This is a genomic window from Pseudomonas sp. FME51 (assembly GCF_014897305.1).
The window spans coordinates 201,486-224,234 of sequence record NZ_JABUYN010000008.1 but is presented as its reverse complement, the minus strand read 5'-3'; the positions used below and the strand labels follow the sequence as shown (position 1 = coordinate 224,234).

Genomic DNA, 22,749 nt, shown 5'->3' with positions numbered 1-22,749 from the left:
TCCGTGGAATCTCTCGCATGAGCACAGCTACCACTCCGACAGCCTATAACTACAAGGTGGTACGCCAGTTCGCCGTCATGACGGTGGTCTGGGGTATCGTAGGTATGGCATTAGGTGTCTTTATTGCGGCCCAGCTGGTCTGGCCCGCACTCAACTTTGACCTGCCCTGGACCAGCTTCGGACGCTTGCGCCCGCTGCACACCAACGCGGTCATTTTTGCCTTTGGCGGTTGTGCCCTGATCGGCACGTCGTTTTACGTGGTGCAGCGCACTACGCAGGCACGACTGATATCAGACAAAATGGCCGCCTTCGTGTTCTGGGGCTGGCAGACTGTTATCGTGCTCGCCGTGATCACCTTGCCGCTGGGCTATACCAGCACCAAGGAATACGCCGAGCTGGAGTGGCCGATCGACATTCTGATCACGATCGTGTGGCTGGCCTACGGTCACGTGTTCTTCGGCACCATCGCCAAGCGCAAGATGAAGCACATTTACGTAGCCAACTGGTTCTACGGGGCGTTCATCATCACCATCGCGATTCTGCACATCGTCAACAACATGGCGATGCCGGTGAGCATGTGGAAAGCCTATTCCATGTATGCCGGTGCTACCGATGCGATGGTTCAGTGGTGGTACGGTCATAACGCCGTAGGCTTCTTCCTGACCGCGGGTTTCCTCGGCATGATGTACTACTTCGTGCCCAAGCAGACCGAGCGTCCGGTATATTCCTACCGCCTGTCCATCGTGCACTTCTGGGCACTGATCGGCCTGTACATCTGGGCTGGTCCGCACCACCTGCACTACACCGCACTGCCTGACTGGGCTCAAACCCTGGGCATGGTGATGTCGCTGATTCTGCTGGCTCCAAGCTGGGGTGGCATGATCAACGGGATGATGACGCTGTCCGGCGCCTGGCACAAACTGCGCACCGACCCGATCCTGCGCTTCCTGGTAGTGGCACTGGCCTTCTACGGCATGTCCACCTTTGAAGGCCCGATGATGGCCATCAAGACCGTGAACGCCCTGTCGCATTACACTGACTGGACCATCGGCCACGTACACGCCGGCGCTCTGGGCTGGGTTGCGATGATCTCGATCGGCGCCATCTACCACATGCTGCCGAAGGTGTTCGGTCGCGAGGAGATGCACAGCATCGGCCTGATCAATGCGCACTTCTGGCTGGCCACTATCGGTACTGTTCTGTACATCGTATCCATGTGGGTCAACGGTATCACCCAGGGTCTGATGTGGCGCGCAGTCAACGTTGACGGCACGCTGACCTACTCCTTCGTCGAGGCGCTGGAAGCCAGCCATCCGGGCTTCATCGTCCGCTGGATCGGCGGCCTGTTCTTCCTGATCGGCATGCTGCTGATGGCCTACAACAGCTGGCGCACCATCCGTGCTGCCCAGCCGGCCGAAGCCCAAGCCGCAGCCCAGATCGCCTGAGGAATTGATTGATGAGACAGCATGAGATTGTTGAAAAGAACGTTGGCCTGCTGATCGTGCTGATCGTTGTTGCGATCAGCTTCGGTGGCCTGACCCAGATCGTGCCGCTGTTCTTCCAGGACGAAACCACCCAGCCGGTTGAGGGCCTGCGGCCCTACACCGCGCTGGAGCTGGAAGGTCGCGACATCTACATCCGTGAAGGCTGCGTCAGCTGCCACTCGCAGATGATCCGTCCGTTCCGCTCTGAGACCGAGCGTTACGGCCATTACTCCGTCGCCGGTGAAAGCGTCTGGGAACACCCCTTCCTGTGGGGCTCCAAGCGTACCGGTCCGGACCTGGCCCGTGTTGGCGAGCGTTACTCCGACGACTGGCACCGCGCGCACCTGATCAACCCGCGTGACGTGGTACCCGAGTCGAAGATGCCTTCGTACCCCTGGTTGCAGGAAAACGTCCTGACTGGCAAGCACACCGCCCGGAAAATGGAAGTCATGCGCAAGCTGGGCGTTCCATATACCGATGAAGACATTGCCGGAGCCACTGAAGCGGTCAAGGGCGCAGCTGAAATCGATGCGCTGATCGCCTACCTGCAGCATCTGGGCACTGTCATCTCCGACCGCCGGTAACTACCAATGGATATCAATACTCTACGCGGCATCGCCACCATCTTCGCCATGGTGGCCTTTATCGGCATCGTCTTGTGGGCCTATAGCTCATACAAGAAGAAGGATTTTGATGAAGCCGCTCATCTGCCCTTCGCTGACGATGATGAAGACCAGAAAACGCGTGAGCAGCAAGACACCAGGAGTAATGAAAAATGAGCAATTTCTGGAGCGGGTATATCATTACCCTCACCGTCGTCTTCCTTCTGCTGATCACCTGGATCCTGTTTGCCACGCGCAAGGGACAACGGCCGGACCAGACTGACGACACTACCGGCCATGAGTACGATGGCATCGCGGAACTGGATAACCCCCTGCCCCGCTGGTGGTTCATGCTGTTCGTCGCGACCATCGCGTACTCAGTGATCTATCTGATCCTGTACCCAGGCATGGGCAAGTTCCCCGGCGTACTGGGCTGGACTCAGGTTGGTCAGTACGAGCGTGAAGTGGAACGTGCTGAAGCGCAGTTTGCGCCGATCTTCGCCCGCTACATCGATATGCCGATCGCCGACGTGGCCCGTGATGAAGAGGCAGGCCGCATCGGTCAGCGTCTGTTCGCCACCAACTGCTCGGTATGTCACGGCTCTGACGCCCGTGGTGCATTCGGCTTCCCTAACCTCACCGACAATGACTGGATCTGGGGCGGCGAGCCGGAACAGATCATGACCACACTGCGTCAAGGCCGTCAGGCTGCCATGCCGGCATGGTTGGCAGTCATCGGCGAGCAAGGCGTGCGCAACACGGCAGGTTACGTGCGCAGCCTGGCCGGTCTGGAATCCGAAGGTATGGATCTGGAAGCAGGCAAGCAGGTGTTCAACACCAACTGCGTGGCCTGCCACGGTCCGGACGGCAAGGGCAACCCGCTGCTGGGCGCACCTAATCTGACCGACGATGTATGGTTGTACGGTTCCAGCATGTTGCAGGTTCAGCACAGCATTCGTGCCGGCCGTAACGGCAACATGCCTGCCCAGGCTCACCTGGGTGACGACAAGCTGCACATGCTTGCCGCCTACGTCTACGGCCTCTCGCTGGAAGACAAGTAACCCTCAGCGACGCCATGTCGCATGGTGCACACCGCCCGGCCCAGTTATTCTGGCCGGGCGGTGACGCACGTCTCCTGACCAGATATCTCCTGGCCAGGCTATCCCTTCTTATAACGATATGGCCAGCCTGATATGAGCGAGAAAATACCCGTCAAAGATGTCTCGGCGGACAAGATCGAAACAGTCAATCTGTATGCCAAGCGCGAGAATATTCACACGCGCTCCTACCAGGGCTTCTTCAAGAACATCCGTCTGATAGGTGTCGCTGCCCTGTTTTTGCTGTTCTTCGGCACCGTCTGGTTGAATATTGGCGGCCAGCAGGCCGTGTTGTGGGATCTGCCAGCGCGTCAGTTCCACATCTTCGGCTCGGTTTTCCATCCGCAGGACTTCTTTCTGCTGTCCTTCCTGCTGATCATCTGCGCCTTCGGCCTGTTCTTCATCACCACTTTTGCCGGTCGTGTCTGGTGCGGCTACACCTGCCCACAGACCGTTTGGACCTGGATCTTCATGTGGGCCGAGCGCGTCACCGAGGGTGAGCGCAACGCGCGCATCAAACTCGATGCGGCGCCCATCAGCGTCAACAAAGTCCTGCGCCGCAGCGCCAAGCATGCGCTGTGGATCGGTGTATCGCTGGTTACCGCGCTGACCTTTGTCGGTTATTTCACTCCCATCCGCGGGCTGGTGGTGGACTTGGCCACCTTCAATCTGAATGGCTGGGCTGCCTTCTGGATCTTCTTTTTCACCGTAGCAACCTATATCAACGCCGGCTGGCTGCGTGAGCAGGTGTGCTTCTACATGTGCCCCTATGCCCGCTTCCAGAGCGTGATGTTCGACGAGGACACCATGGTCGTCACCTACGACTACCATCGCGGTGAAGACCGTGGTCCACGCAAGAAAGGTGTGGAGCCGGCTGAGCTGGGTCTCGGTGATTGTATCGATTGCACCATGTGCGTACAGGTCTGCCCCACCGGCATCGACATCCGCGATGGCCTGCAGCATGAATGCATTCAGTGCGCCGCCTGTATCGATGCCTGTGACGAAGTCATGGACAAGATGGACTACCCGCGTGGTCTGATCCGCTATACTACCGAGAGCAACATGGCTGGGCAGAAGACCCGCATCCTGCGTCCGCGTCTGATCGGCTATGGAATAGCGCTGGCGATCATGATCGGCATGTTCATACTCACCATCGGCAACATGGCCCAGGTGAACCTGGATGTGCAGCGCGACCGAAACGTTCTGTATCGGGAAGCGCGTGGCGGTGCCATCGAAAACGTGTACATAATCAAGGTCATGAACAAGGGTCAGCAAGCCCGCACCTTCAACCTGACGGTGGAAGGCCATCCGGAGCTGAATCTGCAACTGGCCAATGACCGTCTGACCATCCAGCCCAGCAGCCTGCTGCAGGTGCCGGTCAACGTGCAGCTGGATCCCGAGTTCATGCAAGGTACCAATATACCGATCACCTTCATCGTTACCGCGGCAGATGACGAGAGTATCTCGGCCACATCCGAAAGCCGCTTCATGGGCCCGACAATCAGGTAATAAGCATGCAACACGACGAAAACATACCACCTTGGTACAAGCAGTTCTGGCCCTGGTTCCTGATCAGCATTCTGGTACTTGCCGTGGTCATCGGCCTGGGGCTGCTGTACGTCTCCATGCTCAATCCCGACAGCATGGTGCGTGACAACTATTACAAGGAAGGTCGGGCTATCAACATGCACATGGGCCGTGACCACCTGGCCAGCGAGCTGGACCTGAGCGCGGAATTCTCGGTCGACGAGCTGACCGGGGACATCAGCCTGGCACTGGATGGTCAGCTGGAGCAGCTGCCGCCCCGTCTGCTGCTGGAGCTCATATCGCCGACGCATGCCGAGCGTGACCGCACGCTGATGCTGCAGCAGATTTCCGGCAATCACTATACCGGTCAGCTGGAGCGCGGTATTCAGGGCCGGCATTACATCGACCTCAGCGACCCGGCCCAGCCGGGCGAAGACGGCTGGCGCCTGACCGGCGAAGTCACTCTGGTCATGGGACAGCAGCACCAGCTCTCCGCAAAATGACCCAACTCACGCCCTGCTATCACTGCGGCGAACCGGTTCCGGCCGGCTCGTCGTGGTTCAGCACTATTCTGGGTGAACAGCGCGCCATGTGCTGCCCCGGTTGCCAGGCAGTGGCTGATGCCATCGTCGCTGGCGGGCTTGAATCCTACTACTCGCACCGCACGGAAAACTCCGCCAACCCCGAAGCCTTGCCACAATCCCTGCAGGATGAGCTGGAACTGCTCGACCGCAGCGATGTGCAGCAGCGCTATGTGCACAGCGACGGCGATCAGCAGCAGATCCAGTTGCTGATCGAGGGTATCAGTTGCGCTGCCTGCGGCTGGCTGATTGAAAAGCGTCTGCAGCAGATGCCCGGGGTTATCGAGGCCAATCTCAATCTCGGCAACAATCGACTGAACCTGAGCTGGGACGCCACCCAGAACCGGTTGTCCGCCCTACTCGGCGAGATCAAGCGCATCGGCTATGTCGGTCATCCTTATGAACCGGACAAGGCCAGCGAGCAGATCGCCCTGGAAAACCGCCGCTACCTGCGCCGCCTCGGCCTCGCCGGTCTGATGTTCATGCAGGTGATGATGGCGACCATGGCCCTGTGGGATGGGTTCAATCAGGACGTGACCCCGCAGATGGCCGTCACCTTGCGCTGGGCCGCGTTGCTGATGACTACGCCGGTGGTACTTTACAGTTGTGCGCCGTTTTTCCTCGGCGCCTGGCGGGATATGAAAAACCGCCGGCTGAGCATGGATGTCTCAGTGTCGCTGGCCATTGGCGGAGCCTACCTGGCCGGCATCTGGGCAACACTGACCAGCTCCGGCGAAATCTATTTCGATTCCGTGGTCATGTTTGCCTTCTTCCTGCTGGCCGGCCGTTATCTGGAACGCCGCGCGCGCCAGCGCACGGTGGAAAGCACCGCCAAGCTGGTCAACCTGCTGCCACCCAGCACCCTCCGGCTGGATGACGCAGGACAGCCGCAGCGCATCATGCTGGATGAAGTGCGCCCCGGCGACCTGCTGGAAATCAAACCCGGTGAAAGCATTCCTGCCGACGGCATCATTACCCGGGGTCTGAGCAGCATTGACGAATCGGCACTGTCCGGCGAGTACCTGCCGCTGGCCAAACAGCTGGGCGATCGCGTCACTGCAGGCACCCTGAATGTGGAAGGACCGCTGCAGATTCAGGTGAGTGCGGTGGGCGCCGAAACACGTCTGTCGGCCATTGTCCGGCTGCTGGAGCGAGCCCAGGCCGACAAGCCCCGACTCGCCTATCTGGCTGATCAGGTGGCACAGTATTTTCTGATCATCGTACTGCTGTCCATCATCGTGGTCGGCGGTCTCTGGTGGTGGCAGGTCAATGGTGACACCGCATTCTGGATCATCATCGCCATGCTGGTCGCTACCTGCCCCTGCGCCCTGTCACTGGCTACACCCACGGCCCTGACCACGTCCACCGGCAGCCTGCAGAAGCTCGGTCTGCTGATCACCCGTGGCCATGTGCTGGAAGGGTTGAACAAGGTCGACACGGTGATTCTCGACAAGACCGGAACGCTGACCGAGGGGCGCATGACCCTGGAGCGCGTCCTGCCCTTCCCCGGTCATGACGGCGATCTGGCGCTGCAGCAGGCGCGCATGATCGAGTCCCGCTCCGAGCACCCCATTGCCCGCGCCTTCGGCCGCAGCGCCGCCCAGGCCGATAGCGTCACCAGTCATCCGGGGTTGGGTCTGGAAGGTCTGTGCGACCAGCAGCTGCTGCGCATCGGCAAGCCCCAGTACGTTGCCGAGCTCGGCAACTGGACTGTCCCCGACATACCCGAACAGGCCGGCCAATGGTTGCTGATGGGCAACGATGACGGTCCGATTGCCTGGTTTGTACTCAATGATCGGCTGCGAGCCGATGCCAGCGCGCTGATCACCAATCTCAAAGCCCGCGGCATGCGCGTCGTGCTGTTATCGGGCGATCATGCTCCGGTGGTTGAGCGAATGGCGCGGACTCTGGGCATTGAAGAGGCCATCGGCAATGCCACCCCGGCGGACAAGCTGGCCTTCGTTCAGCAACTGCAGAGTCAGGGCGCCAGGGTGCTGATGCTGGGTGATGGGGTGAATGATGTCCCGGTACTGGCCAGCGCCGATATTTCCGTGGCCATGGGCGAAGCATCCGATCTGGCGAAGACCAGCGCCGATGCAGTGCTGCTCAGCAGTCACCTGCATGTACTGACCGATTCTTTTGTGGTGGCGGCCAACACCCGTCGAATCATGATCCAGAACCTGTTCTGGGCAGGGGCGTATAATGCGGGCGTACTGCCACTGGCCGCCCTCGGCATGGTATCCCCGGCGTTGGCGGCAGCAGGCATGTCGGCCAGCTCGCTGCTGGTGGTACTCAATGCGCTGCGCCTCAATCGGTTGCCCCGCAGCCCGCAGCGCCTGAAGCCCACCCCTCTACAGGAGCAGACTGCATGACCATTCTCTATATTCTGGTGCCGGTCGCCATTGTGCTGGTGATCATCGCCATCTGTGTATTCAACTGGGCTGTCAACAGTGGTCAGTACGATGATCTCGACAGTCCCGCCCACAGCATTCTGTTCGATGAGGAAGACCCTGCGCATCTGGCCGCCCGCAAGGCAGCCGATACCCAGGCAGACGGCACGGCGCCGAAGGATGATCAGCCGGACGAGGGCACCTGAGCATGGAACTGTTACCGCTGTTTCTCACCGCGCTGGTTCTGGGGTTGTTGGGCGGTGGTCATTGCATCGGCATGTGCGGCGGCCTGATGGGCGCATTGACCCTGGCCATCCCAGCCGAACAACGCCATGGCTGGCGCCTGTGGCGCGTATTGCTTGGCTACAACTTCGGCCGCATTGCCAGCTATACCTTGGCCGGTGCGCTGGTCGGCAGTCTGGGTTGGCTGATCCAGGATCTCGGTCTGGGACAGGGACTGAGAGTTCTCGCCGGTCTGTTGATGATCGCCATGGGCCTGTACTTGGCCAGCTGGTGGTCCGGTCTTACCCGCATAGAAGCGCTGGGTCGCGGCCTGTGGAAACACCTTGAACCCCACGCCCGTAAACTGCTGCCGGTCAGCCGGCTGCCGCAGGCGATATTACTGGGTTCGTTATGGGGTTGGCTGCCCTGTGGGCTGGTCTACAGCACGCTGGTCTGGGCCAGTAGCCAGGGTGACGCAGCGGTCTCCGCCGGCCTGATGGCCACCTTCGGCCTGGGCACCCTACCTACCCTGCTGGCCACCGGGCTGTTCGCCAATCGCATGATGGCGATCCTGAAAAAGCGTGCCGTGCGCATCACCGCCGGGCTGCTGATTATCCTGTTCGGTATCTGGACCATTCCCGGCCCGCATACGGCCTGGCTCATGGGTGGTCATCACGGCGCAGAACCGCATCATGCAGCGCCCCATTCCGGGCATTGAACCCAAACCAATGATAGAATCCCGGCTTATACGACAGACGGTTGTTTCACAGGCCGTTTGCCTGCTCGCTGAGCCAGATAGCTGAGGATATGTCTTCATGACCACCGCGACGCCGTTGCTCGCCCGCGAGCCGCACTGCAAGGATTGCAGCTTGGCCTGCATGTGCCTGCCCATTTCTCTGCAGGCAGACGAGATGGATGCGCTCGACCGCATCGTCAAACGTGGGCGTCCATTGAACAGGGGTGACGTGCTGTTTCGCCAGGGCGACGAGTTCACATCAATCTTTGCCCTGCGCTCCGGTGCGCTGAAGACCTACAGCCTGTCTGATGAAGGTGACGAGCAAATCACCGGTTGCCATCTGGCTGGCGAATTGATCGGCATGTCAGGAATGGACAGTGGCCGCTATACGGTTACCGCCACTGCGCTGGAAACCACTTCCGTCTGTGAGATCCCCTTCGAAACCCTCGACGAGCTGACCGCCGTCCTGCCGCAGCTGCGCAAGCAACTGATGCGGCTGATGAGCCGGGAGCTGCGCGAGGATCAGGAAATGATGTTGCTGCTGTCGCGCAAGAATGCCGATCAGCGTATCGCCACGCTGCTGATCAACCTCTCGGCGCGCTTTCGTATGCGCGGCTACTCGGCCAGCTCCTTCCGTCTGGCGATGTCGCGCAGCGAGATCGGCAATTATCTGGGCCTGGCAGTGGAAACCGTTTCCCGCGTATTCACCCGATTCCAGCAGCAGGGGCTGATCACCGCCGAAGGCAAGCAGATCGAGATAGTCGACTATATTCAGCTGTGTGCGTTGGCCGGTGGCCAGAACGATTGAATTGAACCAGGGCCCGCTTATCCCATGATTTTTGACGAATTCACCATCAAATCGCTGATCCGCCCGGTGCCGGGCTTTCCCAAGGAAGGCGTCACCTTCCGTGACATCACGCCGTTGTACCAGTCGCCGCGCGCCATGCGCATGGTGGCTGACAGCCTGATTCAGCGTTACGTGGAATCCCCGGTCACCCATATCGGCGCCATCGATGCCCGCGGCTTTCTACTCGGCGCGGTATTGGCCTACGAGCTGAACAAGCCGCTGGTCCTGTTCCGCAAGGCTGGCAAGCTGCCCGCCGATTGCCTGCGCGAAGCCTACGACACCGAGTACGGTGAGGCACATCTCGAAGTACACCGCGACTCCCTGAGTGAGGGCGATCAGGTGTTGCTGCTGGATGATTTGATCGCCACCGGCGGCACTTTCCTCGCCGCGGCACGGCTGGTGTCACTGCTCGGCGCGGAAGTATACGAAGCAGCTGCGATCATCGATCTGCCTGATCTTGGCGGCTCACGTCTCATGCAGGATTCCGGGATCGCCACCTTTACGCTGTGTGCCTTCGAAGAGTCCGAATAATTCATGCCCGCGGCGGCTGCAGGATCTGACCTGATCCAGCGGGGAACACCCACGTACCGCCGCGCCAGCCTGGCGCTGTTTCTCGCTTCGCTGGTCATCTTCGGCAACCTCTATGCCATCCACCCACTGCTACCCCTGATCTCTGCGGAGTATCAGGTCAGCACGCTGCGGGCGAGTAATGCTTTCACCCTGACCAGTTTGACGCTGGGTCTGTCATTGCTGTTGCACGGCCCTTTGTCTGATGCGTTCGGGCGCCGCGCGCCCTTGATAACAGGCATGACGGTAACGGCGCTGTTGACCCTGGGCATGGCCTTCGCCGGCGATTTCGAGACTCTGCTGTGGCTGCGTGTGGCTCAGGGCGTTGCACTTGGCGTGCTGCCGGCCACCGCCATTGCTTATCTGGGCGACAGCATGAACCGCCAGGCGCTGATTGCCGCCGTTGGTTTGTATATTGGCGGTAACACCCTGGGAGGCGCCGGAGGGCGTGTGTTGGGTGGGTTCATTGCCGACCATTTCGGTTTGCAGATGGTGTTTATGATCATCGGCGCGAGCAGTCTGGTCTGCGCTCTGGCGGTCGCACTGCTGCTGCCTCCTGCCAGTGCCTTCAGGCCTCAGCCATTATCCTTGGGCGGCAGTCTGCGCACTTTTCGCAGCCACCTGAGCAATCGCGCCCTGCTCCCGGCCTATCTGGTCGGTGGACTGGGATTCATGGTGTTCATCAATCTCTACACCTTCATCACCTTCCGCCTCAGTGCCGAGCCATGGCAACTGGGCGCTGGCAGCCTCGGCCTGCTGTTTCTGACCTATATGGCCGGCACCTTCTCCGCCGGCATGTCTGGACGTGTCGGCGCGTCCCAGGCTCCCCAGGGTATGGTGCTGGGTGTGCTGGTGTTCATGGTCGGCTGCCTGATCACCCTGTCGGATCAGCTGTGGATCATCATCACCGGCCTGATATTCAACTCCTTCGGCTTCTTCCTTACCCACTCGCTGGCCAATAGCTGGGTCAATCAGCACGCCGCACACGGCAAGGCCAGTGCGTCATCGTTGTATTCGGTGTTCTATTACCTCGGTGCGGCGGCAGGTATCTATTATCTCGGGCCCTTCTGGAAAGCCGCCGGCTGGCCGGCCGTGGTTGGCGGCAGCCTGTTGATACTGGTCGTCAATCTAGCGCTGATTGCTTATCTATACCGGGGTCAATCAGGACGCTCACAGCACGCCTGACTGGACGTCGCCGCCGCGCTTGCTTATCATCACTCGCAGAACAAAAACCGAATCCTGTCTCAGGATACGACAAGCCAAGGAAATGTCGGCATGCCCATAGCTACCTTGCCCCCCGATACCCGTCTACTGCTGATTGATGATCATCAGATCTATCTCGATGGCCTGACCCTTACCTTGAATACCTTGTGCAAAGGCATTGAGTTGGACCACGCGCGCAACGCCAGCGAGGCGGAACAGCAGGTCAAGCAACATACCTATGACCTGATTCTGCTGGATCTGCACCTCCCGGACAGCAACGGCCTGGCCCTGCTCGAAAAGCTGCGCGTCATCGATCCGCTGACTCCGGTGGCGATCCTCACCGGCAGCAATAACCCGAGCGATATGGATGCTGCCCTGCGCCTCGGTGCGGCCGGCTTCATCAGCAAGACCGCCGACGGCCAGATGCTGGTCAGCGCCGCGCTGCGACTGTTGTTCGGTGAGCAGGTGGTCATGGCCAGCGAACACCAACCGCTGGACCGCCAGACAAACGCCCGCACCCTGGGCGTTACCCCACGGCAGCTGGAAATCCTCGACCTGCTGGCCGAAGGGTTGCCAAACAAGGTGATTTGCCAGCGCTTGTCGCTGTCCGAAGACACCGTCAAAACCCACCTGAAAGCCGTCTTCGCCGCCCTCAACTGCCACAACCGCACCGAATGCGTAAACACCGCACGCAGGCAAGGCTTGATCAGCAGCTAGCCAAGCGCCGGCTCCCCACCCGATGGAAAGCGTCCACAGCCCAGACGCTTCGCAGAACGTGGGGAACCTGCAAAAAACAAGCGCCTTGCAGCATATGGACAGCCAGCAGAAACCAACGCTGACTCCCCACCCGATCGTTCCCATGCTCCAGCGTGGGAATGCATGCCGGGACGCTCTGCGTCCCGATCCCACCACCGCGCAGACGGCCAGCCCGGACGTCGGAGCGTCCACGGCGCGGTTCCCACGCAGGAGCATGGGACCATCAAAGGGGGGGCAGACGGCCAGCACTATGCTTCTGCTTTCTGCAGCAATGTTTGCACGATCCGCCGCAGGCGTGCGGGGAGGACGGGTTTGTAGATGACGGGTATGCCGGCTTGTTCTGCGGCGGGAGACAGGGTGCTGCTTGTGTCGGCGGTGACCAGTGCGGCCGGGCCTGTGTAAATGCCCGCCTCGCGCAGCGCTTCGATCAGCTCCAGTCCGGTCATGTCGCCTTCCAGATGGTAATCCGTGAGTATCAGGTCCACCTGTTCATCCCGCGGTCCGCCCTGCAGCAGTCGATCACCCTTTTCATGACACTCGACCTCGCAGCCCCAATGGCGCAGCAGGGTTTCCATCGCTTCGCGGTTGACCAGATCATTCTCAACCAGCAGCACCCGCCCCTGCAGCGTCGTACTGCCGAGCATCGGGTTGAGCATGGCCTCTTCCTGCCACTCACCCACCGGCACCTCTATCCAGAAACAGGCACCCTGCCCCGGTTCGGACTCCACGCCAGAGGGGTATTCCAGCAGATGCTGAAGCTGTCGGCAGATCGACAATCCCAGTCCAACGCCTTTTTCCAAGGTACGTGCGGGGTTGCGCAGTTGGGTAAACTCCTCGAATACCCGCGCCTGTTCGTCGCGACTCAGCCCGCAACCGTTATCCACCACGGCGATGCGCACCTGCTCGTCCCGTTCGCTCACCACGACCTGCACACGCGTCGCGCCCGCGTGCACCAAGGCATTATTCAAATAGTTGCGCACCAGGCGTTCCAGCAGCATGGGATCGGTATACAGCGCGCTGCGCAGCGGGCAATTGAGTACCAGTTCAATATCCCGCTCCCGGGCACTGACCTCGAAGCCGGCGATCAGCCGCTGCAGCCAGCCATGCAGATTGATGTGGCGGAGCTGTGGCCGCACCATGCCCACCGAGAGTCGAGAGATGTCCAGCAGCGAGTTGAGCATGGCTTGCAGCAAATGGGTCGATTCGGCCAGGCGCGTGACGCTTTTGCGAGTCTCCGGTTCGATCACCTTTTCTTCCAGATGCCGAATGAACAGGGTCATAGCATGCAGCGGCTGACGCAAATCATGACTGGCGGTGGCCAGAAAGCGCGTCTTGCCATGGCTTTCCCGCTCCGCGCGGTCCCGCGCCGCCTGCAGTAGCTGCTCGTTGAGATAGGCGCGGCGCAGCATATGTTCATAGGCGTAGGCACCGATGCTGCCCATCAGGGTGAAACAGCCGAGGAACAGACCATTGCCCAGCACACTCTGCCGCGACGAACCGATAGCCACCTCCCCGACCAGATAGGCAAGCACGATGAACCAGGAGCCCAGCACCGAGTTGCGCATAGGCAGGCCCAACAGGAAGCAGCCCGACAGCAGTATCAGATACAGACCATCGTGGGTGACCGCCACCGGTACCTGCTGCGTCCGGCAAGCCAGGATGACCATGATCACCATCAGCCCGGTGCATACATATCCCAGGGTGGCGGTATTGAAGGCGGATCGCGGAGCCACCCGCCCCGGCCGATTGGAGTACCACAGGCAGAAGCACATCAGCAGCAGCACCAGCACCCGCACGGTGATGCTCAGTTGATGCACGGACGCCGGCAGGAAAGCGTAATCCACCCAGATGAACAGCAACATGAAGCCGATACTGGACACCGCCACCGGCCATACCCGGCTGCACATCTTGCGGTGCAGATAGGCCTGGAAGTCGGCCTCGATCGATGGCGGGAGCCGCAGCCGACCAAGGCGACGACTTTGGGCCAGCAAGCCGGGTTCATCCAGCGCGTTGGTGACGACGTCCATCATGTTCTTGTTGTCCTGTTTCATTCAGCACTGCGCCAAGCCTACGCCAAAACCCCGCCGAGCCGCCACAATGCGCCTGTTCTGCCAACTGACGCACAACCCAAACCTCTCAAGGCGGCTTCTGCCTGACGAGTTTGGTATAACGACCACCTTGTTCGTCAGAACCACCTGGCCACGCCCTCTCCTACACACGATGATTCCCGGTACGTACGTGGGTTGATTGCCTCGGGAGCCGTGACCTCTATACTGGGTGACTCAGTCATCTGTTTCACACCGGGGAAGTCACATGCCGCAAACCACCACCATTAACCGTCAGATCCTGCTCGCCTCGCGTCCCGTGGGCGCGCCGGTGCCGGATAACTTCAAATTGGTCGAAGCCGAGATTCCCGATCCCGGCCAGGGCCAGATGCTGCTGCGCAATGTGTGGATGTCGCTGGATCCCTACATGCGTGGCCGCATGAGTGATGCCAAATCCTACGCCGACCCGGTGGCAGTGGGCGACGTGATGCCCTGTGGTGCGGTCAGCCGGGTAATGGAGTCCAACCTCGATGGCTTTGCCGCCGGCGATCTGGTGATGTGCTACACCGCCGGCTGGCAGGACTACAGCCTGTCCAATGGCAGCATGGTATTCAAGCTGGACCCGAATATGGCGGAGCCATCCCAGGCCCTTGGCGTGCTCGGTATGCCCGGCTTCACCGGCTATATGGGTCTGCTCGACATCGGCCAACCCAAGGCCGGCGAGACGGTGGTGGTGGCCGCGGCCACCGGCCCGGTCGGCAGCGTGGTCGGTCAGGTGGCCAAGCTCAAGGGCTGCCGCGTGGTTGGTATCGCCGGCGGACCGGACAAGTGCGCCTATGCGGTGGACGAACTGGGGTTCGATGCCTGTCTGGATCATAAACTCGACAGCCTGGCTGATGATCTGGCCAATGCCTGCCCCGAGGGCATCGATGTGTATTTCGAAAACGTCGGCGGCAAGGTATTCGATGCGGTCATGCCGCTGCTTAATCCCCATTCCCGGGTGCCGGTGTGCGGGCTGATCGCCCAGTACAACGCCACCGAGTTGCCGTCGGGCCCGGACCGCCTGCCGCAGTTGATGCGCCTGATGTTGAGCCAGCGCATCCGCATGCAGGCGTTCATCATCTTCGACAATTATGGCCCGCACTACCCGGACTTTCTCAAGGAAATGACGCCTTGGGTCGCCGAGGGCAAGGTGAAGGTCAAGGAGCACCGGGTCGAAGGGCTGGAAAATGCACCCGAGGCGTTCATCGGGCTGCTCGAAGGGCAGAATTTTGGCAAAATGGTGGTCAAGATAGCCGACTGAGACAACGCATGACTCCAGCAACAAAGGTGCTCGACAAAGCCAAGGTAAGTTATCAGTTGCACCGCTACGCGCACGATCCGCAGGCCGAATCCTATGGCGGCGAGGCCGCCGACAAACTCGGGCTCGACCCACGGCAGGTATTCAAGACGCTGCTGGCCAGCACGGATACCGGCGAACTGTTGGTCGCGGTGGTGCCGGTCAACGGGGTGCTGGACCTGAAGCTGCTGGCCAAGGCCGCTGGCGCCAAGAAGGTTGCCATGGCCGACCCCGCCGCCGCCCAGCGCAGCACCGGCTATCTGCTGGGCGGTATCAGTCCGCTGGGCCAGAAGAAGCGCCTGCGCACCTTCATTGATGCCAGTGCCAGTGATTGGTCAAACATGTTCGTCAGCGGGGGACGGCGTGGTCTGGAGATAGAATTGCCACCACAGGATCTGGCCAGCCAGACCGGCGCCCGCTTCGCCGCCATCGGCCGGGCCGGCTGATCATCCATCGGACCCCAGGGACCACCTCAATGCCAACACACCTTCTCGCCATCGATCAGGGCACTACCAGCAGCCGCGCCATGATATTCGACGCGCAATGCCATCCGGTGAGCGTGGCGCAGCAGGAGTTCACCCAGCATTTTCCCCAGGATGGCTGGGTGGAACACGATCCAGAGGAAATCTGGCAGAGCGTGCTGGCCGTGGTCCGCGAAGCGCTGAGCAAGGCCGAACTGGACGCCGCGGATGTGCTGGCCATCGGCATCACCAACCAGCGCGAGACCACCGTGGTCTGGGATGCGGCTACCGGTGAGCCGGTCTATCCGGCCATCGTCTGGCAGGACCGGCGCACGGCGGCCTTCTGCGATCAGCTGCAGACCGAGGGTCATGAGCCCCTGGTCAGCCAGCGCACCGGTCTGCTGATCGATCCTTACTTCTCTGCCACCAAGCTGTGCTGGCTGCTGGACAATGTGGAAGGTGCGCGCGAGCGCGCTGAACGGGGCGAGCTGCGCTTCGGCACGGTGGACAGCTTCCTGCTGTGGCGCCTGACCGGTGGCCGGGTACACCGTACCGACGCCACCAATGCCTCACGCACCATGCTGTTCAATATCCATGACCAGCAGTGGGACCAGGAGCTGCTGCAACTGCTCGATATCCCATCCAGCCTGCTGCCCGAGGTGCTGGATAACGCAGCGGATTTCGGGCATACCGATGCAGAGCTGTTCGGCGTCAGCCTGCCGATTTCCGCGATGGCCGGTGACCAGCAGGCGGCACTGGTCGGGCAGGCCTGCTTTACGCCCGGCAGCGTCAAGAGTACCTATGGCACGGGTTGCTTCATGGTGATGAATACCGGCGACCAACCGGTAATCTCCTCCCATCGATTGCTGACCACCATTGGCTATCGACTCAACGGCCAGACCACCTATGCCCTGGAGGGCAGCATCTTTGTCGCCGGAGCGGCGATCCAGTGGCTGCGCGATGGTTTGAAACTGATCCGCCACGCCGACGAAACCGAAGCGCTGGCCGAACAGGTGGGTGATCAGAGTGGCGTGTATCTGGTGCCGGCCTTCACGGGTCTGGGCGCGCCCTATTGGGACCCGCAGGCACGCGGTGCCATCTTTGGTCTGACGCGGGATACCGGGATTGCCGAAATCGTCACGGCCGGTTTGCAGTCGGTGTGTTTCCAGACCCGCGATCTGCTGGAGGCCATGACTGCCGACGGCGCCATCGCCACCTCATCGCTGCGCGTGGATGGCGGCATGGTGGTCAATAACTGGATGGTTCAGGCGCTCTCCAACACCCTCGGCGTGCCGGTGGATCGCCCCCAGGTGACGGAAACCACCGCCTTGGGCGTGGCCTTTCTAGCGGGTTTGCAACAGGGATTGTTCGACAGTCTGGAAACCTTCGCCGCGCGCTGGGATTGCGAACGCAGCTTTCATCCGGCCATGCCCGAAGAGCGCCGCGAAGCGCTGTACACGGGCTGGCTGGATGCGGTGCGACGGATCAGGAATCAGAGCCCTTGAGCGGGGGCTCCGGCGGCGCACCGACGACCTCGTCCATCTCGTCGAGCGTCGCCACTTCCTCGGTCGGTACCGCCACCACCTCATGCTCTTCCCGCGCCTCGGCATACAGGCTCCAGGCGGCTATGAACAGGGCCGCGATCAACGGTCCAATGACAAAGCCGTTGAGCCCGAACAGAGCCATCCCGCCGAGAGTGGAAATCAGTATCACGTAGTCCGGCAGCTTGGTGTCTTTGCCGACCAGAATCGGGCGCAGCACGTTATCCGCCAGACCGATGACCACAGCACCGAATGCCGTCAATACCGCCGCTTGCCAGATGGCTCCGGTAGCCAGGAAGTAGATCGCTACCGGCCCCCAGATCAGGCCCGCGCCTACTGCCGGCAACAATGACAACACGGCCATTATCACGCCCCAGAGCAAGGCGCCCTGCAACCCCAGCGCCCAGAAAATGAAGCCGCCCAGCGCGCCCTGAATCACCGCCACGGCGATGTTGCCCTTGACGGTGGCCTTGACCACAGTGGTGAATTTGCTCAGCAGGTGGTGTTTGTAGATTTCCCCCAGCGGGATCGCCCGCTGCACCCTCGCCGCCACATGGCGCCCGTCGCGTAACAGGAAGAACAGCAGATAGAGCATGATCGCGAAGCTGATCAGGAACTGGAAGGTATTCTGACCAATGCTGAAAGCCTTGGTCGCCAGGTACTGACTACCGCTCATGGCCAGGCTGGAGATGCGCTCCTGCACACTGGAGATATCCGTCATACCGAAGCGCACCAGCAGGTCCTGGGCGAAACTCGGCAAGGCATTGATGACCTGCTCCAGATAGCCACCGAAGTCCAGCGTGCCCGAATCGATGCGCTGATAGACGGCCGCCCCTTCCTGAACCAGAGCCCCAGCCAGCAGACTGACCGGCAGAATCACGATAAACAGGATGATCAACAGTGTGGCCAGAGCCGCCATGCCGCGCCGCTGATTGAAACGTGCCTCGAAGCGGCGCTGCATCGGCTGAAAGATCAGCGCCAGGATGGTGCCCCAGAATACCGCACTGTAGAACGGCAGCAGCAACCAGACGAAGGCCACTGAAACCAGTGCCAACAGCAGAAGGAAGCTCTTGTTTTCGAGATTGTCGTTAGTCATGACCAGCGGGCCACTCCTGATTCCATAGAAGCCGTCGAGGATACCAGTGGCGGGCAATTGCAGATAGCACACGGGAGACTATTTGCGCTGACTATGTGCTCCGGAGCAAAAGATCAAACCCTCCATTGAGACCGCTGTCACAGTTGAAGAGACATTTCATTGCAGATGGGAGAGACAACATGAAGACCGCTTCGTTGATCATTGCCACCGCATTATTGGCCAGCCCGGTCGCATTCGCTCAGGACATCAGCTGCACATCCAATATGCAAGAACTGGCAAGACACTCCGCAGCCCCCCTCGACCAGCTCTCTGATGAGGCTCGCACCCAGCTGGAAGACCATATACGCCTGGCGGGCGAAGCCCAATCAAATGGCGATGAAGAAGGTTGTGTCGTGCATTCCAGCAAGGCATTGCAGGAGATCAACAGCATGGGTCAGGAGGATAGTCAGGAGTAGCGCAGGGCAAAAACAACAAAACCCGCTTATGGCGGGTTTTGTTAATTTGGTCGGAGCGACTGGAATCGAACCAGCGACCTTCTCGTCCCGAACGAGACGCGCTACCAGGCTGCGCTACGCTCCGTATTCGTGATGCGGCATTTTACATAATCGTTGTTTTTTCACAAGAGGGACTATGGAAAATTTCTTTTGCTGCCCGGTGGTTAGCTGGAATTGAGCCCTGTCTGATCAGCCTGCCCAGCCAAGTCAAAAAAACCCGTCGCGGCAATACCGGGACGGGTTTTGGTGTGCAGCCGGATTCAGTCTTCGACTGCTGCCGTGATCATCGTCGCCAGCTCACCGGAATCGAACAGTTCCTGGATGATATCGCTGCCGCCGACCAGCTCACCGCTGATCCACAGTTGCGGAAAAGTCGGCCAGTTGGCGTATTTTGGCAGTTCGGCACGTATGTCCGGATTCTGCAGAATGTCCACGTAGGCGAACTTCTGGCCGCAGCTCATCAGCGCCTGAACAGCCCGGGCGGAGAAGCCGCACTGGGGCGCGTTCGGCGCTCCTTTCATGTAGATGAGAACCGGATTGCTGGTGATTTGCTCTTGAATGGTATCGATGGTGCTCATGGAGGGTCCTCAATGACGTTTGGTTGCCCGAAATGGCGCCCAGTGTACCGCAAACCTCAGCACCTTGCGCAATGACTCCCATCGGGAAACAGAGCTGATTTGCCTTGCAGCGGATTTTCCCTATAAGATCACCGATTCTCACTTTTTCAGGTATGGCTTCTACCGGGCCGTCAGGCCATGGTAAGGCCTACTGTTTTCCGGTCGACAGCTGGCCAATGTAACCAGGTAGCACAAGATGACTGTACGGCATTTCCTTTCGTTGATGGATTGTTCCCCGGCAGAACTGGCTGGACTGCTGAAACGCGGCACCGAGCTCAAGTCTCTGCATCGTCAGGGGGTCATCTACGAGCCGTTGAAGAACCGCGTGCTGGGCATGATTTTCGAAAAGGCCTCCACCCGTACTCGGGTGTCCTTTGAGGCCGGCATGATTCAGTTGGGCGGCCAGGCCATTTTCCTGTCACCCCGCGATACCCAGCTGGGCCGTGGGGAGCCGATCGAAGACAGCGCCCGGGTACTGTCGCGCATGTGCGATGCCGTTATGATCCGCACCTTCGCCCATGCCACCCTGGAGACCTTTGCTGCCCATTCCCAGGTACCGGTGATCAACGGTCTGAGCGATGACCTGCATCCCTGCCAGCTACTGGCCGACATGCAGACCTTTATGGAGCACCGGGGCAGCATCAAGGACAAGGTTGTAGCCTGGATCGGCGACGGCAACAATATGTGTCACAGCTACATCCATGCCGCTATCCAATTCGACTTCCAGCTGCGTATCGCCTGCCCTGAAGGCTATGAACCGGATCAGGTATTTCTCGACAAGGCCGGTGACCGGGTCACCGTGGTGCGCGATCCCAATGAAGCGGTGGCGGGCGCGCATCTGGTCAGCACCGATGTATGGGCATCGATGGGCCAGGAAGACGAGGCCCAGGCGCGCATGCAGCGCTTCGCCCCGTACCAGGTAACCCCGGCGATGCTGGACCGCGCCGATGAGTCAGTGATTTTCATGCATTGCCTGCCGGCTCACCGTGGCGAGGAAGTGTCCTCCGAGTTGATGGATGACCCGCGCAGTGTGGTCTGGGATCAAGCGGAAAACCGTTTGCATGCCCAGAAGGCACTGGTTGAATTTCTGCTGATTGATTGACGGTAAGCCGATGTCCGATATTGTTCTCGAGCTGAATAACCTCGCCTGCGGCTATGGCGGACACAAGGTAGTGCAGGATCTGAGCATCCATCTGCGCGCAGGCGATATCGGTTGCCTGCTCGGCCCGTCAGGCTGTGGCAAGACCACGACACTGCGCAGTATTGCCGGTTTTGAACCCATCAACGACGGCGAGATTCGTCTGGGCGGCAAAGTATTGTCGAGCCTGACGCATAACGTACCGCCGGAACAGCGGCGGATCGGCATGGTGTTTCAGGACTATGCCCTGTTTCCACACCTGACGGTCGCGCAGAACATCGCTTTCGGCATCAACAAACATCCCAAGCGCAAACAGATCGTCGGCGAGCTGCTGGAGATGGTCAAACTCGGCAAGCTGGGCCAGCGTTATCCGCATGAGCTGTCTGGCGGTCAACAGCAGCGCGTGGCCCTCGCTCGGGCACTGGCACCGGAACCTCAACTGCTGTTGCTGGATGAACCCTTTTCCAATCTGGATGGCGAATTACGTCGCCGCCTGTCGGGCGAAGTGCGCGATATTCTCAAAGCCCGGGGAACCAGCGCCATGCTGGTGACCCATGATCAGAGCGAGGCCTTTGCCGTCTGTGATCAGGTTGGTGTACTGCGCGAGGGGCAACTGCAGCAATGGGATACGCCCTACAACCTGTACCACGAGCCCGCCACCCCTTTCGTCGCGAGCTTTATCGGCCAGGGGTACTTCATTCGCGGGCAACTGCTGACCCCGGACACGGTACAGACCGAGCTGGGCGTGATCCGCGGCAACCGTGCCTATCAGTTGGCGGCGGGCAGTGCGGTCGATGTGCTGCTGCGTCCCGATGACATCGTCGGCGAGGAAGGCAGCAGTCTGACGGCGACCATCACCGGCAAGGTATTCCTCGGCGCCAGCACCCTGTACCGTCTGCAACTGCCCACCGGCAGCACCCTGGAAACCATCTTTCCCAGTCATGACGATCACCCCCTGGGCGAAGTGCTGGGTATCCGCATCTCCGCCGATCATCTGGTGGTGTTTGCTGCGCAGGGCAGCGTCAATGTCAGTGCCCAACTGCCGCTCGAGCAGGTGCTGGAAGCGAGCTCTTCGGCCTGAATGTCTGGCTGCCGGCTTGGCAAGAGCCCGACAGCCCCGGATAATGGCGATCCCAACCAACCTGACGAGTCGTTTCATGCAGATTGCAAAAAATTCAGTGGTCGAATTCCACTACACCCTGTCCGATGCCAGCGGCGAGATCGAAAGTTCACGCCAGCACGATCCCGTCCTCTATCTGCATGGTCAGCCCGGCCTGCTTGAAGGTCTGGTCGAGGCACTGGAAGGTCGCGCAGCGGGTGATGCTTTCAGCATCGACCTGCCGGTCGACAAGGCGTATGGCCCACGCAAGGACAATGCCACGCAGAAGGTTCAGGTCAAGCACCTGCAAGGCGCTAAGAAATGGAAGCCTGGTATGCTGGCGGTGATTCAGACCGAACAGGGTCCGCGTCAGGTCACTGTGGTCAAGGTAGGCTTGTCCCAGGCCGAAGTGGACTCCAATCACCCTCTGGCTGGCCGCGACCTGACCTTTGAGGTGGAAATCCTGTCGGTGCGCGCCGCCACTGAAGACGAACTTGCCCATGGCCATGCCCACGGTGCAGGTGGTCATCAGCACTGATTGTGACTGATTGAAAGCCTCTTTCCGTCCGTTTCCGCACTCGACGAAAACGGACGGAAAAAAGCAACCAAGCATTATTGACAGATAAAGTGTATTATGGTTGTTTTTCCTGCCAAGAGGTGCAATTCATGTCGACTAAACCTGCCGTCAAGATCGTAGCCAAACCTAAAACAGCCCCGGCCAAACGCAAGGCTGATGCAGCTGTGGCCACCAGCGCCTCGATCAATGATCAGATCAGCGCGTTCCTCGCCTCCGGCGGCGAAATTCAGAACATTCCCAATGGCACCAGCGGCCAGACCTATGGCAAACCCGCTACCAAAGCGGCACCGGCCAAGACTCAGAAAGCCTGATCTCGGACGCAGAACCTGA

General features: G+C 60.2%; 24 protein-coding genes and 1 tRNA gene. 21 read left to right on the top strand and 4 right to left on the bottom strand.

The annotated features are described in order from the left end of the window. Positions 1-17: 17 nt before the first annotated feature. From ccoN to INT39_RS15370, 13 genes are all read left to right on the top strand, one after another. Positions 18-1,445 carry a cytochrome-c oxidase, cbb3-type subunit I gene (gene ccoN, locus INT39_RS15430; RefSeq protein ID WP_193074877.1) on the top strand — a complete coding sequence of 476 codons (1,428 nt, stop codon included), beginning with the start codon at positions 18-20 and terminating at the stop codon, positions 1,443-1,445. An 11-nt stretch (positions 1,446-1,456) separates the two neighbouring features. Beyond that, the gene (ccoO, locus tag INT39_RS15425; RefSeq protein WP_193074876.1) at positions 1,457-2,068 is read left to right on the top strand and encodes a cytochrome-c oxidase, cbb3-type subunit II; all 612 of its coding nucleotides are present in this window, start codon (positions 1,457-1,459) and stop codon (positions 2,066-2,068) included. 6 nt (positions 2,069-2,074) lie between these two features. Then, positions 2,075-2,263, top strand: coding sequence for a cbb3-type cytochrome oxidase subunit 3 (locus INT39_RS15420; RefSeq protein ID WP_193074875.1), 189 nt, complete (start codon positions 2,075-2,077; stop codon positions 2,261-2,263). After that, complete coding sequence (gene ccoP / locus INT39_RS15415) at positions 2,260-3,147, top strand: cytochrome-c oxidase, cbb3-type subunit III (protein WP_193074874.1); 888 nt, start codon at positions 2,260-2,262, stop codon at positions 3,145-3,147. Before INT39_RS15420 ends, ccoP begins: the two co-directional genes overlap by 4 nt. 132 nt (positions 3,148-3,279) lie before the next feature. Further along, on the top strand, positions 3,280-4,692 hold the full coding sequence (gene ccoG / locus INT39_RS15410) for a cytochrome c oxidase accessory protein CcoG (protein ID WP_193074873.1): 1,413 nt from the start codon (positions 3,280-3,282) through the stop codon (positions 4,690-4,692). Between the two features lie 5 nt (positions 4,693-4,697). After that, a complete protein-coding gene (locus INT39_RS15405; protein ID WP_193074872.1) occupies positions 4,698-5,213 on the top strand; it encodes a FixH family protein in 516 nt (171 codons plus the stop codon). Next, positions 5,210-7,663 (top strand): heavy metal translocating P-type ATPase, encoded by a 2,454-nt coding sequence (locus INT39_RS15400; protein ID WP_193074871.1) that lies wholly within the window; start codon positions 5,210-5,212, stop codon positions 7,661-7,663. Before INT39_RS15405 ends, INT39_RS15400 begins: the two co-directional genes overlap by 4 nt. Beyond that, a complete protein-coding gene (gene ccoS / locus INT39_RS15395; protein WP_193074870.1) occupies positions 7,660-7,887 on the top strand; it encodes a cbb3-type cytochrome oxidase assembly protein CcoS in 228 nt (75 codons plus the stop codon). Before INT39_RS15400 ends, ccoS begins: the two co-directional genes overlap by 4 nt. Before the next feature lie 2 nt (positions 7,888-7,889). After that, entirely contained in the window at positions 7,890-8,621 is a 732-nt protein-coding gene (locus INT39_RS15390) for a sulfite exporter TauE/SafE family protein (protein ID WP_193074869.1), read from the top strand. 97 nt (positions 8,622-8,718) lie between these two features. Then, entirely contained in the window at positions 8,719-9,447 is a 729-nt protein-coding gene (fnr, locus tag INT39_RS15385) for a fumarate/nitrate reduction transcriptional regulator Fnr (RefSeq protein WP_193074868.1), read from the top strand. Positions 9,448-9,471: 24 nt separating this feature from the next. Then, a complete protein-coding gene (locus tag INT39_RS15380; protein ID WP_193074867.1) occupies positions 9,472-10,017 on the top strand; it encodes an adenine phosphoribosyltransferase in 546 nt (181 codons plus the stop codon). A 3-nt stretch (positions 10,018-10,020) separates the two neighbouring features. Then, the gene (locus INT39_RS15375) at positions 10,021-11,238 is read left to right on the top strand and encodes an MFS transporter (protein WP_226944819.1); all 1,218 of its coding nucleotides are present in this window, start codon (positions 10,021-10,023) and stop codon (positions 11,236-11,238) included. A gap of 90 nt (positions 11,239-11,328) precedes the next feature. Further along, positions 11,329-11,973, top strand: coding sequence for a response regulator (locus INT39_RS15370; RefSeq protein WP_193074866.1), 645 nt, complete (start codon positions 11,329-11,331; stop codon positions 11,971-11,973). Between the two features lie 287 nt (positions 11,974-12,260). On the opposite strand, the gene INT39_RS15365 is transcribed toward INT39_RS15370, so the two are convergent. Then, positions 12,261-14,063: a hybrid sensor histidine kinase/response regulator gene (locus INT39_RS15365; RefSeq protein ID WP_193074865.1), complete on the bottom strand. Its 1,803-nt coding sequence runs from the start codon at positions 14,061-14,063 to the stop codon at positions 12,261-12,263. Between the two features lie 262 nt (positions 14,064-14,325). On the opposite strand from INT39_RS15365, the gene INT39_RS15360 reads away from it, so the two are divergent. From INT39_RS15360 to glpK, 3 genes are read left to right on the top strand one after another with little or no spacing between them, the layout of a single operon-like run. Continuing rightward, complete coding sequence (locus INT39_RS15360) at positions 14,326-15,360, top strand: NADP-dependent oxidoreductase (protein WP_193074864.1); 1,035 nt, start codon at positions 14,326-14,328, stop codon at positions 15,358-15,360. A gap of 8 nt (positions 15,361-15,368) precedes the next feature. Further along, positions 15,369-15,842, top strand: a complete 474-nt coding sequence (gene ybaK / locus INT39_RS15355) for a Cys-tRNA(Pro) deacylase (protein ID WP_193074863.1) — start codon at positions 15,369-15,371, stop codon at positions 15,840-15,842. A gap of 29 nt (positions 15,843-15,871) precedes the next feature. Continuing rightward, complete coding sequence (gene glpK / locus INT39_RS15350) at positions 15,872-17,362, top strand: glycerol kinase GlpK (RefSeq protein ID WP_193074862.1); 1,491 nt, start codon at positions 15,872-15,874, stop codon at positions 17,360-17,362. Here glpK and INT39_RS15345 read toward each other — a convergent pair. Then, entirely contained in the window at positions 17,343-18,494 is a 1,152-nt protein-coding gene (locus tag INT39_RS15345) for an AI-2E family transporter (RefSeq protein ID WP_193074861.1), read from the bottom strand. The genes glpK and INT39_RS15345 overlap by 20 nt on opposite strands. Positions 18,495-18,673: 179 nt before the next feature. Between INT39_RS15345 and INT39_RS15340 the strand changes: the two genes are divergently transcribed. Next, positions 18,674-18,949 (top strand): hypothetical protein, encoded by a 276-nt coding sequence (locus INT39_RS15340; RefSeq protein ID WP_193074860.1) that lies wholly within the window; start codon positions 18,674-18,676, stop codon positions 18,947-18,949. Between the two features lie 47 nt (positions 18,950-18,996). Here the strand turns inward: INT39_RS15340 and INT39_RS15335 are convergent. Both INT39_RS15335 and grxD read right to left on the bottom strand, forming a co-directional pair. Next, positions 18,997-19,073: transfer RNA gene (locus INT39_RS15335), tRNA-Pro, on the bottom strand. Between the two features lie 175 nt (positions 19,074-19,248). Further along, positions 19,249-19,566 carry a Grx4 family monothiol glutaredoxin gene (grxD, locus tag INT39_RS15330; protein ID WP_193074859.1) on the bottom strand — a complete coding sequence of 106 codons (318 nt, stop codon included), beginning with the start codon at positions 19,564-19,566 and terminating at the stop codon, positions 19,249-19,251. A 235-nt stretch (positions 19,567-19,801) separates the two neighbouring features. Between grxD and argF the strand changes: the two genes are divergently transcribed. From argF to INT39_RS15310, 4 genes are all read left to right on the top strand, one after another. Further along, positions 19,802-20,707 carry an ornithine carbamoyltransferase gene (gene argF / locus INT39_RS15325; protein ID WP_193074858.1) on the top strand — a complete coding sequence of 302 codons (906 nt, stop codon included), beginning with the start codon at positions 19,802-19,804 and terminating at the stop codon, positions 20,705-20,707. 10 nt (positions 20,708-20,717) lie between these two features. Continuing rightward, on the top strand, positions 20,718-21,824 hold the full coding sequence (locus tag INT39_RS15320; protein ID WP_193074857.1) for an ABC transporter ATP-binding protein: 1,107 nt from the start codon (positions 20,718-20,720) through the stop codon (positions 21,822-21,824). A 76-nt stretch (positions 21,825-21,900) separates the two neighbouring features. Then, positions 21,901-22,380: an FKBP-type peptidyl-prolyl cis-trans isomerase gene (locus INT39_RS15315; RefSeq protein ID WP_193074856.1), complete on the top strand. Its 480-nt coding sequence runs from the start codon at positions 21,901-21,903 to the stop codon at positions 22,378-22,380. A 128-nt stretch (positions 22,381-22,508) separates the two neighbouring features. Beyond that, positions 22,509-22,730, top strand: coding sequence for a hypothetical protein (locus tag INT39_RS15310; RefSeq protein WP_226944818.1), 222 nt, complete (start codon positions 22,509-22,511; stop codon positions 22,728-22,730). Positions 22,731-22,749 lie beyond the last annotated feature (19 nt).